This window comes from Mesorhizobium sp. WSM4819, from assembly GCF_055811215.1.
Genome location: NZ_JBVVQO010000003.1, coordinates 239037 through 253098 on the forward strand (window position 1 = coordinate 239037; position 14062 = coordinate 253098).

Annotated in this window: 11 protein-coding genes; 4 read left to right on the forward strand and 7 right to left on the reverse strand. The window is 63.6% G+C overall.

The features are described from left to right. The first annotated feature begins 58 nt into the window (after window positions 1–58). Together AC0L18_RS04980 and AC0L18_RS04985 are read left to right on the forward strand one after the other, a co-directional pair. Window positions 59–1222: a mandelate racemase/muconate lactonizing enzyme family protein gene (locus tag AC0L18_RS04980; RefSeq protein ID WP_473490861.1), complete on the forward strand. Its 1164-nt coding sequence runs from the start codon at window positions 59–61 to the stop codon at window positions 1220–1222. 23 nt (window positions 1223–1245) lie between these two features. Beyond that, on the forward strand, window positions 1246–1995 hold the full coding sequence (locus AC0L18_RS04985) for a ribonuclease activity regulator RraA (RefSeq protein WP_473490862.1): 750 nt from the start codon (window positions 1246–1248) through the stop codon (window positions 1993–1995). A gap of 57 nt (window positions 1996–2052) precedes the next feature. On the opposite strand, the gene fdhF is transcribed toward AC0L18_RS04985, so the two are convergent. The 4 genes from fdhF to AC0L18_RS05005 form a co-directional block, all read right to left on the reverse strand. Then, window positions 2053–4842, reverse strand: coding sequence for a formate dehydrogenase subunit alpha (gene fdhF / locus AC0L18_RS04990; RefSeq protein WP_473490863.1), 2790 nt, complete (start codon window positions 4840–4842; stop codon window positions 2053–2055). A 1-nt stretch (window position 4843) separates the two neighbouring features. Further along, window positions 4844–6517: an NADH-ubiquinone oxidoreductase-F iron-sulfur binding region domain-containing protein gene (locus AC0L18_RS04995; protein WP_473490864.1), complete on the reverse strand. Its 1674-nt coding sequence runs from the start codon at window positions 6515–6517 to the stop codon at window positions 4844–4846. Window positions 6518–6724: 207 nt separating this feature from the next. Further along, window positions 6725–6964 (reverse strand): sulfurtransferase TusA family protein, encoded by a 240-nt coding sequence (locus tag AC0L18_RS05000; RefSeq protein WP_473490865.1) that lies wholly within the window; start codon window positions 6962–6964, stop codon window positions 6725–6727. A 130-nt stretch (window positions 6965–7094) separates the two neighbouring features. Beyond that, a complete protein-coding gene (locus tag AC0L18_RS05005; RefSeq protein WP_473490866.1) occupies window positions 7095–8351 on the reverse strand; it encodes a molybdopterin molybdotransferase MoeA in 1257 nt (418 codons plus the stop codon). Between the two features lie 181 nt (window positions 8352–8532). On the opposite strand from AC0L18_RS05005, the gene fdhD reads away from it, so the two are divergent. Together fdhD and mobA are read left to right on the forward strand one after the other, a co-directional pair. After that, window positions 8533–9423, forward strand: a complete 891-nt coding sequence (fdhD, locus tag AC0L18_RS05010; protein WP_473490867.1) for a formate dehydrogenase accessory sulfurtransferase FdhD — start codon at window positions 8533–8535, stop codon at window positions 9421–9423. Beyond that, window positions 9413–10060 carry a molybdenum cofactor guanylyltransferase MobA gene (gene mobA / locus AC0L18_RS05015; protein ID WP_473490868.1) on the forward strand — a complete coding sequence of 216 codons (648 nt, stop codon included), beginning with the start codon at window positions 9413–9415 and terminating at the stop codon, window positions 10058–10060. Before fdhD ends, mobA begins: the two co-directional genes overlap by 11 nt. A gap of 10 nt (window positions 10061–10070) precedes the next feature. Here the strand turns inward: mobA and AC0L18_RS05020 are convergent, their stop codons facing one another. The 3 genes from AC0L18_RS05020 to AC0L18_RS05030 are packed head-to-tail and all read right to left on the reverse strand — an operon-like array spanning window position 10071 to window position 14051. Next, window positions 10071–12032: a molybdopterin biosynthesis protein gene (locus AC0L18_RS05020; protein WP_473490869.1), complete on the reverse strand. Its 1962-nt coding sequence runs from the start codon at window positions 12030–12032 to the stop codon at window positions 10071–10073. A 7-nt stretch (window positions 12033–12039) separates the two neighbouring features. Beyond that, window positions 12040–13161, reverse strand: a complete 1122-nt coding sequence (locus AC0L18_RS05025) for a molybdopterin-binding protein (protein ID WP_473490870.1) — start codon at window positions 13159–13161, stop codon at window positions 12040–12042. A 50-nt stretch (window positions 13162–13211) separates the two neighbouring features. Next, entirely contained in the window at window positions 13212–14051 is an 840-nt protein-coding gene (locus AC0L18_RS05030; RefSeq protein ID WP_473490871.1) for an ABC transporter substrate-binding protein, read from the reverse strand. Window positions 14052–14062 lie beyond the last annotated feature (11 nt).

The window sequence follows — 14062 nt, forward strand, 5'->3', positions numbered from 1 at the left end:
GCCAGTTGAAACAGGGCGCCAACTGAAACAGGGGGATGCGTTTGGAACGTGGGCGCGCATGACTACGAAGCTTAAGATCACCGCGATCAAGCCCTATCCAGTATGGGTAGGAACGCGCAACCAGATGCTCGTCAAGGTCGAGACCGACCAGGGCATCTTCGGCTGGGGCGAGAGCGGCTTGAGTGGTCGCGAGAAGGCGGTGGCCGGTGCGGTCGAGCACTATCGCGAGTTTCTCATCGGCCGCGACCCGATGCAGATCGGCCGGATCTGGCAGGAGCTTTATCGTAGCCAGTACTTCGAAGGCGGACGTGTTCTGCAGGCGGCGATTTCCGCCATCGACATCGCCCTTCACGACATCAAGGGCAAGGCGCTGGGAGTGCCGGTCTACGAGTTGCTGGGCGGCAAGCAGCGCCACCGCATCCCCACCTTCGCCTCGACCGGAGACGAGGCCGAAGGTGACGCTGCCATCGAACGCGCCCGCGAGCTGCGCGCACAGGGCTGGCAGGCGATCCGCTTCTTCCCCGCCGGGCAAAACAGCAGGGACATCTTCGAGCCGCGCGAGTCGATCGGCACTACCGCCAGTATCCTTAACCGGGCGCGCGAGGCGCTGGGCGACGACGTCGTCCTCGGCATCGACTATCACCATCGGTTGTCGGTGGCCGAGGCGGCGAGCTTCTGCAACAAGCTCGGCCGCGGCGTGCTTGATTTCCTCGAGGAGCCGATACGGGACGAGACACCAGAGGCCTACGAGTCGCTGCGTACGATGACCGACATCCCCTTTGCCATCGGCGAGGAGTTTTCCAGCAAGTGGCAGTTCCTGCCCTACATCGAGCGCGGCATTCATCAGTTCAACCGGCTCGATGTCTGCAATGTCGGCGGGCTTACCGAGGCGATGAAAGTCGCTGGCTGGAGCGAGGCGCACTATGTCGACCTGATGCCGCACAATCCGCTTGGTCCGGTGTGCACGGCCGCGACCGTGCATCTCGCCGCCGCGGTACCCAACTTCGCGTGGCTCGAGACCAGGGAACCCGAAACTAAGCTTGGCTTCGACAATTCAGACTTCTTCCCCGTGCGACCACGGCTCGACGGGACCGACTATCCGGTCGGCGACCTGCCGGGGCTCGGCGTCGAGGTCAACGAGGCGGCGATCCAGGCGGCGAGCTTTCGTTTCTGGGAAGCGCCTCACCTTAAGCGCCGCGACGGTTCTGTTACGAACTGGTAGTTGCCTTTCAACCGGAGTCCAACATGACACATGCTCCCGACATCACGCGGCCGCCAAAAGACCTGATCGACGCGCTCAGCGGGATCGGCGCCGCGACGGTTGCCGGCACGCTTGGCCACATGGGTTTTCGCAATCCGCACATGGTCGGACCGGTGGCGCAGAACCACGGCAAGTCGATCGTCGGGCCGGCGCTGACGCTGCAGTTCATGCCACAGCGGCCGGACCTGTTCACCGAGGGAGAATATGCCGATCCGGAGACGCAGCTGCATCGGCACGTGCTTTATCACGTGCAGGCGGGCGATGTGGTCGTGGTCGACGCGCGCGGCGACATGAGCTCGGGCGTCTTCGGCGATATGATGTCGACGTATTTCAAAGGCAGGGGCGGCGCCGGCATCGTCATCGATGGATGCATGCGCGACCGGCCCAATGTTGAAAAGCTCGATCTGCCGCTTTGGCTGCGCGGCTGGACGCCGAATTATCATGTGCAGACCAGCATCTATCCCAATGCCGTCAACGTTCCGATTGCCTGCGGCGGTGTCACGGTGATCCCCGGCGACATCATCGTCGCCGACGACGACGGGGTGGTGGTGCTTCCCGTCGCAATGGCCGCGAAGGTGATCGAAGAATCACAGAAGCATCACGATTGGGAGGAATTCTCGCGAGTGAAGCTGATGGAGGGCGGGCCGTTGCAACGCTACTATCCGCTGCATGACGATGCCCGCGGGGAGTACGAGGAGTGGCGCAAGACAAACCGCTCGGAGAACCCCCGTTAGCGCATGGATTACCCCGTGCGGCTGCGGGCAACCGTTCGCAGATGGCGCGGTACTGGTTTATTCGGCAGCTTCGGCCTTCGCCGCCGGCGCAATTCGCGCGGCGCAGTATTTGAACTCCGGGATCTTGCCGTAGGGGTCCAGCATCGGATTGGTGAGCGCGTTGGCCGGACTTTCGTTGAAGCAGAACGGCATGAATACCGTACCGTCGGCGACTTCCCGGTCGGCGCGGAGGATGGCGTCTACCGTCCCGCGCCGGGTCTCGACCGCAATCATCTCTCCTTGGCGCAGGCCGTGCCGCTTGATCTCGTAAGGGTTCATCGCAGCGATGCCCTGTGGCTCGATCGCGTCCAGCACGCCCGCCCGGCGGGTCATGGAGCCGGTGTGCCAATGCTCGAGCAGGCGGCCGGTGGTGAGCACCAGTGGAAACTCTTCATCGGGCACTTCGTCAGGCGGCAGCAAATCGGCCGGCACGATGCGGCCGCGTCCGTCCGCAGTCGGGAATCCGGACGAGAAGATGATCTCATTGCCAGGCTTGTCGGGGCCGTCGGCCGGATAGATCACCGAACCTTCGCGCTCGATGCGGTCCCAGGAGATATGTTTCAAGGACGGCATCACGGCCGCCATTTCCGCATAGACCTCGGAGACATGGTTATAGTTCCAGTCGAGACCGATGCGCCTCGCCAGTTCGACTATCAGTTCCCAATCCTGGCGGGCTTCGCCCGGCATGTCGAGCGCCGGCCGGCCGATCTGCACCTGCCGGTTGGTGTTGGTGTAGGTGCCGAGCTTTTCGGCATGCGCCGAGGCTGGCAGCACCACATCTGCGTGCCAGGCGGTCTCGGTCAGGAAGATGTCCTGCACCACGAGATGGTCGAGCATGGCCAGTGCTTGCCGGGCATGGGTTTGGTCCGGATCGGACATGGCCGGGTTCTCGCCCAGTATGTACATGCCCTTGATTTCGCCGTCATGGATGGCGTCGATGATTTCGACGACCGTCAGGCCGCGTTTCGGGTCGAGCGTCTGGCCCCAGAAATTCTCGTACTGGCCGCGGATGTCGACATTCTCGACTGATCTGTAGTCCGGAAAATACATCGGGATGAGCCCGGCATCGGATGCGCCCTGCACATTGTTCTGGCCGCGCAGTGGGTGCAGGCCCGTTCCCGGCCGGCCGACATGTCCCGTGATCAGCGCCAGAGCGATAAGGCATCGCGCATTATCGGTTCCGTGTGTGTGCTGGGAAATGCCCATGCCCCAAAAGATGATCGACCGCTCGGCGGTCGCATAGGTGCGGGCGACGTCGCGCAGCACGCTGGCCTCGACGCCGCAGACCTCGGCCATCGCCTCGGGCGAAAAATCCTTCACCTTGGCCTTCAGGGCCTCGAATCCGGAAGCGTTGGCCTGGATATATTGCTCGTCGTAGAGCTTTTCCTCGACGATGACGTGGATCAGCGCGTTCAGCATGGCGACGTCGCTGCCAGCCTTGAATCGCAGCGAATGCGACGCATGGCGCATCAGGTCCTGGCCGCGTGGGTCCATGACGATCAGCTTGGCGCCGCGCTTGGCCGCCTGCTTGAAATAGGTCGCGGCGACCGGATGGTTGGTGGTCGGCCGTGCGCCGATGACGATGATGCATTCGGCCTTCAGCGCGTCGTTGAAGGGCGCCGAAACCGCACCCGAACCGACGCCTTCCATCAGCGCCGCCACCGAGGATGCGTGGCAAAGCCGCGTGCAATGGTCGACATTGTTGGTGCCAAAACCCTGGCGCACCAGTTTTTGGAACAGATAGGCCTCTTCGTTCGAGCCTTTCGCCGAACCGAAACCGGCCAGCGCCTGCCCGCCATGATCCCTGAGGATCGTCTTCAGCCCGCCGGCGGCACGCGCAAGCGCCTCTTCCCAGCTAGCCTCGCGAAAAACGGTCAGCGGATCGACGCCGCGCATATCGGCATCGCCCGACTTCGGCGCATCGTCGCGGCGGATCAGCGGCTTGGTCAGGCGTTCAGGCGACATCGCATAATCGAAGCCGAAACGACCCTTGACGCAGAGCCGGTTCTCGTTGGCATAGCCATTGCGGCCATCGACCTGAACTATTCTGTTGTCCTTGACCGCAACGCTGGTCTGGCAACCGACGCCGCAGAACGGGCACAGCGTGTCGACGACCTTGTCGAATTCCTGGATGACCCGGGTCTTGCCTGCATCATCCATCAGCGACTTTTCGTAGAGCGCGCCGGTCGGGCAGGCCTGCACGCATTCACCGCAGGTGACACAGGTCGACAGGCCCATCGGATCGTGCATGTCGAAGACGGGAAGCGAGTGGTTGCCGCGCTCGGCCATGCCAAGCACATCGTTGACCTGGACCTCGCGGCAGGCCCGGACACAGGCGCCGCAAGTGATGCAGGCGTCGAGATTGACGGCAATGGCGGGATTGGTGATGTCGAATTCTGGCCGGACATCATCGGTGGCGAATTTAGAGCTGTAGCGACCGCCGGAAATGCCCATCGAACCAGCCCACTGCCAGAACATCGACTGCTGATCCGGACCGTCGGCCGCCGGCCGCATGTTGCTGGCGAGAAGCTCGAACACCATCTGGCGCGATTTCGTAGCCCGTTCTGTATCCGTCTTCACCACCATTCCGGCGGAAGGCTTGCGGATGCAGGAGGCGGCAAGCACCCGTTCGCCCTCGACATCGACCATGCAGGCGCGGCAATTGCCGTCCGGCCGATAGCCGGGCATGTCGACATGGCACAGATGCGGAATCCTGGTGCCTTCGCGCTTTGCAACGTCCCAGATCGTCTCGTCGTCAGCGGCTGTGACCGTCTTGCCGTCGAGAGTGAATATGACGCCATCTGCCATTTCAAAGATCATCCCTAAAATGCGTCAAAAGGTGATTGACCGGATTGGGCGCCGCCTGGCCGAGACCGCAAATGGAGGAATCGCGCATCACTGTTTCAAGGTCGCGCATCGCCGTCTCATCCGGCACGCCCTTCTCTTTCAAGAGCGTTACCAGCTTTTCGGTTCCCTCCCGGCACGGCGTGCATTTCCCGCAACTCTCGTGTTTGAAGAAATTCATGAGATTGAGGGTCACATCCCTGATGTTGTCGGCTTGCGAAAGCACGACCACAGCATGTGAGCCGACAAAGGCGCCCTGTTTGGCGAGTTCGCCGCCGAAATCGAGTTCAATGTCGCCCATCGACGCCGGAAGGATGCCGCCCGAGGCTCCACCTGGCAGATAGGCCTTGAATTCATGCCCGTCTGCCATGCCGCCGCAATAATCCTCGATCAGTTCGCGCACGGTGACGCCAGCCGGGGCCAGCTTGACACCCGGCTCCTTCACATGCCCGGAAACCGACCAGGAGCGAATTCCCTGATGGCCGGGCTTGCCCTGCGCGGCGAACCATTCGGGGCCCTTCTCGACGATGTCGCGAATCCACCACAGCGTCTCGACATTGTGGTTGAGTGTCGGGCGTCCGAAAAGTCCGACTTCGGCAATATAGGGAGGCCGGTGGCGGGGCATGCCGCGCTTGCCCTCGATGCTTTCCAGCATCGCGCTTTCCTCGCCGCAAATATAGGCGCCGGCGCCGCGCCGCAGGTCGATGAAACCGGGCTTGACGATGCCGGCTGCCTCGAGCGCCGCGATCTCGGTGCGCAATATGGCGAGCACCGCCGGATATTCGTCGCGCATGTAGAAATAGATGCGTTCGGCTTCGACTGCGTGGGCGGCGATAAGCGCCCCTTCGAAGGTGCGGTGAGGATCCTTTTCGAGATAGATGCGGTCCTTGAAAGTGCCGGGTTCGCCTTCGTCGCCATTGATCGACATCAGCCGCGGCCCTGGATAGCCGCGCACGAAGCTCCATTTTTTGCCGGCCGGAAAGCCGGCGCCGCCGAGGCCGCGCAGACCGGCGTGCTCCATGGTGTCGATGATAGCGTCAATGCCGATCTCGCCCGCCTTCACCTTCCGGAAAAGCTGATAGCCGCCAGCGGCCCGATAGGCATCGAGGCCAACATAATCGGGCACGACAACCTTCGTATCGCCCGAGCGAGCCAGATCGATGAGGAAATGGCTGCTGGCTTGGTCGACCTCACGGTCGCCAATGCGCGCCGCCGGCGCTGTGGCGCAGCGGCCCATGCAGGGCGCGCGCATGACGCGGATTGTCTGTGGGTCGGCGTCGGCGGCCAGTTCGCCAATCAGGTGTTCGGCGCCCGCCAGCATGCAGCTTATCGATTCGCACACCCGGATTGTCAGCGGCGCGGGCCTCGCCTCGCCTTCCCTGACGATATCGAAATGGTCGTAGAAGGTCGCGACCTCGTAAACCTCGACCTGGGACAGGCGCATGTCTTCGGCAAGCGCGCGCAGATGCGCGGCCGACAGACAACCGTAGCGGTCCTGGATCAAATGCAGGAATTCGATCAACAGATCCCGGCGGCGTTCGCGCTGGCCAAGAAGTTCCCGGACCTCGGCCAGGGCAACATCATCCAGCGCCCGCCCTTTGGGTCCGCGATCGGGGCCTCGCCGTTGCTGCTTTGTCATTCTCTCTCCACCCGGACCCTTCGTCTGAGGAAGGCGGCTGCCGCCACCAATGTGGCTGTGAGCCGCCTTCAGCCCGGCGCACCTTGGATCAAGGACTTGGCACACAAAACGACGTGGCACACAATTGAACCAAAGGCCGGTCTGGCACTTTTAGCATGGCCGGGGCGCCGCGACAGAACTGATCTGCGCCCTGATTTGTCGCACGGCCTATACCGGGGCAGCTTGCGCCTTCTCGATCAAGAAAACGATGTGGTCTCCCTGCCGTTGCATCGCCTCCAGGCGGTCGCCCATTTCGTTGATCAGATTGGGAATGTCTATGGCTGCCAGCGGATCGGTGCAACGGACCTCAAGGCGCTCGCCTGGGCTTAGGCCGCTGAGCGCCTTGCGGGTTTTCAGCGCCGGCAAGGGACATTTCAATCCCGTCAGATCGAGCTGTCTCGTCGTCATGGTGGCGCACCATGGCGGACCGCTTACCGGTCGTCAACGGTCGCCGACCCAGGGTATACTGCAGTTGAGAGCGGCCAGGCGTCGCACCGCATTTTGGCATACTGCATGCCCACCGGCTCGACGGCGTTCGTCAATACAGGTCCGAATAGGCAAGGAACTGAACGGTCTGGCCCGGCTCGACCTCGGCTATTTCCTCGCCGAGTTCGACAAGGCCGTGCGTTTGAACCAATGAAGACAGCATGCCAGCGCCCTCGCGCGGGAATTTGACGGCTTCATATGTGCCGTCCTGCGTCCCACGCAGGCTTACCCGCACATATTCGCGTCGCCCCGGCTTTTTGCGATAGGAAAAGGCGGCCCGCACAGGCCGCGAAATTGGTGGCTGCTGCCGTGCGCCGGCCAGCGCAAGGATCGCGGCGCGCGCAATATGGGCGAATGTGACGAAGCTCGCCACCGGATTGCCGGGCAGCCCAATGAAGGCTGTTCCCCGGATCACCCCCATGGCGACTGGCCGGCCGGGTTTTATGGCCACCCGCCAGAAGACCAGGGTGCCCACACGCTCGACGCCGGCCTTGACGCAGTCGGCCTCCCCGGTCGAGACCCCGCCGGACGCCAGGATCAGGTCCTGCCCTGGCGCAGCCTCGCTCAGCACATCCGCGATCAGGCTGCTGTCGTCTGTCAGAATGCCCAAATCGGTGGTCTCGCAGCCCAATCTTGCGAGCATGGCCATCAGCATGAAGCGGTTCGAATCGAAAAGCTGGGCCGGTCCCCGGACCTTTCCCGGCGCGACGATCTCGTTGCCGGTCGAGAAGATCGCGACGCGAATTTTGCGCCGCACATCGACCTGCGTCATGCCGAGCGCCGCGGCGAGCGCAACATCCTGCGGGCGCATGCGCTGGCCGGCCTGCAGGACCACCTTGCCTGCTGCGACGTCCTCGCCCGCCGGCCGCACGTTGGCCCCTCTTTTCAGGCCGGGTGGAAGAATGACCCTGCCGCTATCGTCGACACGGACATCTTCCTGCATGTAGACCGTGTCTGCCCCCTTCGGCAGCGGAGCGCCGGTGAAGATGCGTATGGCTTGTCCGGGCGCGGCGGGCCGATCCGGCGCCGTCCCAGCCTGGATCCTGCCGCTCACGGGCAAGGCTTTTTCAACGGTTCCCGGCAGGTCGTCGCCGCGCAGTGCATAGCCGTCGACGGCTGAGTTGGTGAAAGGCGGCAGGGGCAGCGGCGCCACCAGATCACTCGCCAGGACGCGCCCATCGGCAATCGCCAGCTGGACGGTTTCGGTCTCGTCGACGACGGTCAGCCGTGAAGCAATCAGTGCGGCTGTATCATCGAGCGATCGCATCGGGCCGCCGAAAGCGAAGCAGTCATCTGAAAGTTGCGCCATCGAGCCTTCAGCCTCTATGGATCTGGCCGAGCCGGCAGCTCGGCGCCATCCGGCAAGCCCAGTCTGCGCCTGTGCGCGCTTTTGTGGACCGGCATCGGTTTGAACAGGCTATATAGTGCAGGTCAAGCCGGAGGTAACGCGTCCACTCCGGCCCGCGGGATTGCAATTTCAAGAGAGCGCCATGCAGCAGATGAAAACCAGACCAGACCCCGCCATCATCATGCCGAGCCCGGATGACATCCGATTGACCGAACAGGTCAGCGGCATCGATCATACGGGCGCCGCTATTCAAATCCGCGTCCCCGTTGAACGCCCGCTGACGCTCTATCTGAACGCCCAGGAGATCGTCACGATGATGACGATCGGCGACCACCCCGAATATCTGGCGCTGGGTTACCTGCTCAATCAGAACATGCTCAAATCCGACGACGTCGTAACCGAAGTCCAATATGACGACGACGTGCAGGTCGTGGTCGTTCGTACCGAGCGCAACACCAATTACGAGCAAAAGCTCAGGAAACGGACGCAGACTTCAGGCTGCGCGCAGGGGACGGCGTTCGGCGATCTTCTCGAGGCGCTCGATATCACTCTGCCGCCAGCCGCGCTGCACACCTCCTGGCTTTACCAAATGACCCGCACGATCAACACGACGCCGTCGCTCTATCTCCAAGCGGGCGCGATTCATGGCTGCGTGCTTTGCAGGGAAGGCACGCCGATCTGCTACATGGAGGACGTCGGGCGCCACAATGCCGTCGACAAGATCGCCGGCTGGATGTATCGCCAGGGCATCGATCCGGCCGACAAGATCCTTTACACGACGGGCAGGCTGACGTCGGAAATGACGATCAAGACGGTTCGAATGGGCATTCCGATCCTCGTCTCGCGCTCGGGTTTTACCGCCTGGGGGGTGGATTTGGCGCGTCAGGCCGGCCTGACGCTCGTCGGTCGGGCGCGCGGCAAGCGGTTCGCCGTGCTGTCGGGCGCGGACCGCATCGTCTTCGACCAGGACCTCGCTTCCGTCGACGAGGAAGCACCGCGTCACAGACGCAAGGGAGCTGCCGATGGCGAATGAGCCGATGGCGAATGAGAAGGTGCCGACCCTGGGCGTCGTTCTCGCCGGGGGGCTCGCCCGGCGCATGGGCGGTGGCGACAAATCGATGCGTCGGATCGACGGACTCACCATCCTCGAGCGTGTCCTCGAGCGCCTCAGCCCGCAATGCGACGGGCTGTTGCTGAACGCCAATGGCGACCCTGCCCGCTTCGACCGCTTTCGCCTACCAGTCGTCGCCGACCCGGTCGAGAATTATCCGGGCCCGCTTGCCGGCGTGCTTGCGGGCCTCGACTGGACCGCGGCGAACAGGCCCGATGTCGAATGGATCGTCAGCGTCGCAGCCGACTGTCCTTTCTTGCCGCGCGACCTCGTCGAACGGCTGCATCGGGCGCGCATGGCGAAAGCTGCGGATCTGGCGGTGGCGATGTCAGCGGGTCGGACGCATCCTGTCATCGGGCTGTGGCAAGTGGCGATGCGCGATGCGCTACGCCATGCACTGGTCGAAGAGGACGTTCGCAAGATCGACCTGTGGACGGCTCGCTACAAGGTTGCAACCCAGTCCTGGCCGGACAAGCCGGTGGATCCCTTCTTCAATGTCAACACGGTCGAAGACTTTGCCGAGGCCGAACGGCTGGTTGGGCACCTTGTCGACCCTTAACCCGGATATCTCACACTTGGCCAGGTCGGGTAAAACCCATGCGCTCGACCGCCTCGTTGAATCCAGGCGAAGCGAGCGCGGTTAGGAAGGCCTGCACCGCGGGTCGCTGTTTGCGGGCAGAGACCAGCGCGAAATCATAATGCTCTTCCTTCAACGCAATGAAGCCGAGCCCGGCTGAGCGCGCCACCGGCGCAATGGTGACGCCCCAGTCTGCTCGGTTCTGTGCGACGGCCGCCGCGACGGCATTGTGCGAGCGGGGCTGGTTCCAATATCCGTCGGGACGCGCCGGACCAAGCAGTTGGTCGATCAGGATGCGCGTGCCCGAGCCCTGGTTGCGGTTGACCATCATGCAATTGGGATCGGCGAGTGCGGCTCGCACCGCCTCCTCCGGGTCGGTCCCCTGGAAGCGCACGTCGCCCGGGCGGTAGACGATGCCCTGCATGCGTCGCCATCCCTGCACGAGTTCGAGGCCTTCGCTCAGGAACGGCGCATTGTAGCTTTGCGTCTTGGCATCGAAGAGGTGGATGGGCGCGATATCGCACTCGCCTCGCCTGGCCGCGGCCAGGCCGCCCAGGCTGCCGACCGCGATGGACCGCACCGTCAGGCCGGCGCGAAACAGAATGCCCACGACAAGATCAAGGCCGGTGCAGTTGCTGCCGATCACCACGAGATCGGGAACACGGACGTGCGGTGTGAACAGCGTCACCGACGCCTCGCTTCCGGCAGGCATATTGTCGGCTAGAGCTTCGATGCTGATGAAGCCGTCCGCCTGGGCAAAGGACGTTATCGCCCCCGAGCCCTTGCCGGTGGGATAGGCGACCAGCCCCTGCTCACCCTCGACCAGCGACACCATCACGAACTCCGTGCGGCCGAGTTCGGACTGAATGCGCAGTGGGACCTTTGCCGCGAGCTTCGCTTCGGTCCGAGGCGGCAGGCCCGCCATGCGGCGCAGCACAGGTACGATCATGTCGTGGAAAGTGAACATGGCCGAAGTCGGGAATCCCGGCAGCACGACGACCGGCTTGCCGTCGCAGACGGCGAGGCAAAGCGGCTTTCCCGGCTTCAGCGCCACGCCATGGGCAACGATGCCGGGCGCGCCGAGACGGTCCACGATGCGGTGGCTGACATCACCCGCGCCCTTGGACGTCCCACCCGACAGTATCAGCACGTCATGCGCCGCCAGCGCCTCGCGCATGGCGGCTTCGAGTGTGGCTTCGTCATCCGGATAGGCGCCGAGAAAGCTCGCCTGGCCGCCATTTTCGGTTATCGCGGCGCTGACGATTGCGCCATTGGCGTCGTAAATGCCGGCGGGTCGCAGGGTGTCGCCTGGTTGGACAAGTTCGTCGCCGGTCGACAAAACCGCCACCCGCAGCTTGCGCGCCACCGTCACCAGCGCAATTCCACAGGCGGCAAGCATGCCGATTTCACGCGAGCCGATCACCGTTCCGGCGCGCAGCAAAACCTCACCGCGGGCAATGTCGGATCCGGCATGCGAGATGAACTGGCCGGGCGAGGCTCCGCGCCTGACCTCGATGGCATCGCCTTCGGCCGGTTGTGTGTGCTCCACCATGACGATGGCATCGGCGCCGCGCGGCACCGGCCCGCCCGTCGCGATCGAGGTGGCGGTGCCTGCGAGCACAGGGATTTGCGGGGCGACACCGCAGGCGATGGTTTCGCGGTTGAGCAGGAGCCTGGCAGGAAGCGCCTCCGACGCGGTGGCGATGTCGGCGGCGCGCACGGCAAAACCATCGACGTTCGAACGGTCGAAGGGCGGCACGTCGATCGGAGCCGTGACATCATCGGCAAGCGGCAGCCCAAGCGCATCCGCCAGCATCAGTTCTTCGGTCGGGGTCGTCCTGGGAAATAGCACCGCCTCGAAACGGGCGAGCGCCTCGTCGCGCGACAGGACCGTCAGGAACTGCTCCTGGCCGGTATGCTCCTGGCCGGTATCTGGGCGGGTGGATCTGGTCATCACCGACTCATCTGGGATCGTCGAACACAAAGGCGCCGACAGGTGTTCCCGCGGCCCAACCCTCACTGCCCCCTGGAATGGCAAGCCATGCATCCGCCAGGCGGATCGCCTCCAGCGAAAAATCTCCTATCGCAAGCGGCCGCCATCTGTCTTGTTGCTGGTTCAGCAGGACGATCTCGGCCAGTCCGACCGTGGACGAGATTTTCCGCTCCAGCGCCAGGACCGTCTGTCGCCGGGCGCTCCTGTCCGTCAGGCGATCGATAGCCGGCTGAACCAGCGCCAGAAAGGCGGCAAGAGCCTGATCGGGCGCGCCGGGCAGAGCAATGATCGGAACCGCATCGAGCCGTCCGATCGCCGCGGTTCGGCCGGGCTGTAGCGCTATGTTGTGGGCGATGAGCGCCCCACGCGCGGCAAGCGCATCGGCTGTAGCGTCGGCGCGCCCCGCACCAGTGCCTCCAATCAGGATGATCAGATCGCCGGCTGCATTGCCAAGCGCCTGGGCGACGGATTTGGCGTCGCGCGAAACCGTTTCGATATCGAACACCGTCGCGCCAGAAGCTCTTGCGAGGTCGGCGACAAGATGGCCCGTGAAAGTATCGCTCGTTGGGGCGGCGACATCGATCAGGCGCACCTGCGGCATCCGCACCGCAATTTCACCAATCCCTGCGCTTCGCACTGTCAGGAGGTCAGCGGCCGACAGCCTGTGCCCTGCAATGATGAGCGGTCGGCCCGCCGCCATGTCCTCGCCGGCGCGTCGCACGCCTTGGCCCGGTGCCGCTTCATCGAGCGCCTGGGGCATCGGGCCGCTGCAATCGATGAGATCGGCATCGAGAACGCAATCGCATCCCTCCGGCATGGCGCCGCCTGCCTCTATCCAGACCGGCATTGCCATCAGCGGCAGCGGCGAATAGGCCGACGCACCGGCAAGATCGAGCGCGCGGCACGCCCAGCCGTCTGTCGTTGCCGTGTCGCGGATGGGATGCGCGCGTGCCCGGGGCGGCATGGCGGCGCCGATCTTCCCAAGCGTCTGGTCAAGCGGCAAAAGAGTGGGCGCAACCGGCTCCACTCCGTCGAGGAGTGCGGCGAGAGCCGCTTCGAGACCGGTCAGCGCGCCGACGGAAGGCTGCATTCTCATCATGTCCGATGATGGGGCAGATGCGAACCGCTTTGCAACCGACTTCAGGAGCGCTTCTGCTCAGCGTTCGGGAAGAACAGTTGCTGGCCGTCAATATTGTATTCGCCGATCGCCTGCTGTCCTTCCGGCGAGATCAGCCAATCTATGAAGCGTTGCCCGGGTTCGGCCTTGACGTTCGGATGCCTCGCGGGGTTCACCAGGATGACGCCGTACTGGTTGAACAGCCTTTTGTCGCCTTCGACCACGATCTCCAGTTCGCCGCGGTTCTTGAACGCCAGCCATGTGGCGCGATCGGAAAGCACATAGGCATCCATGGCGCTGGCTGTGTTGAGCGCAGCGCCCATGCCCTGCCCTATCTCCTTGTACCAGGGGTCCCCCACCGCCGCGATATCGACACCTGCCGCCTTCCAGAGTCCGAGTTCAGCAAAGTGGGTTCCGGATTTGTCGCCGCGGGAAACAAAAACAGCTTTTTTGCTCTGGATCGATGTCAAGGCGACTGCGATATCCGGCGAACCCTTGATGCCGGCCGGGTCGCTTCTGGGCCCAATCAGGACGAAATCATTGTACATCACATCGAAGCGTCTCACGCCAAAACCTTGCTGGACGAATTTCTCCTCCTGCGCCCTGGCATGGACGAAGACCACGTCTGCGTCTCCCCGGCGGCCGGCGTCGAGGGCCTGGCCGGTTCCCTGCGCGACCACCCTCACCTCGATGCCGATCTTTGTGGTGAACAACGGCAGTATGTGGTCGAAAAGGCCGGAATCCCGTGTCGAGGTCGTCGAGGCCACGACGATCGACTGTTCCTGTGCGCTGGCCGATGCGCCGCTGGAGGCGAGGAAAGTCAAGATGACCGCAATTGCGGTAAACAGTCGACGGTTCAGCACTGGAAGCTCCA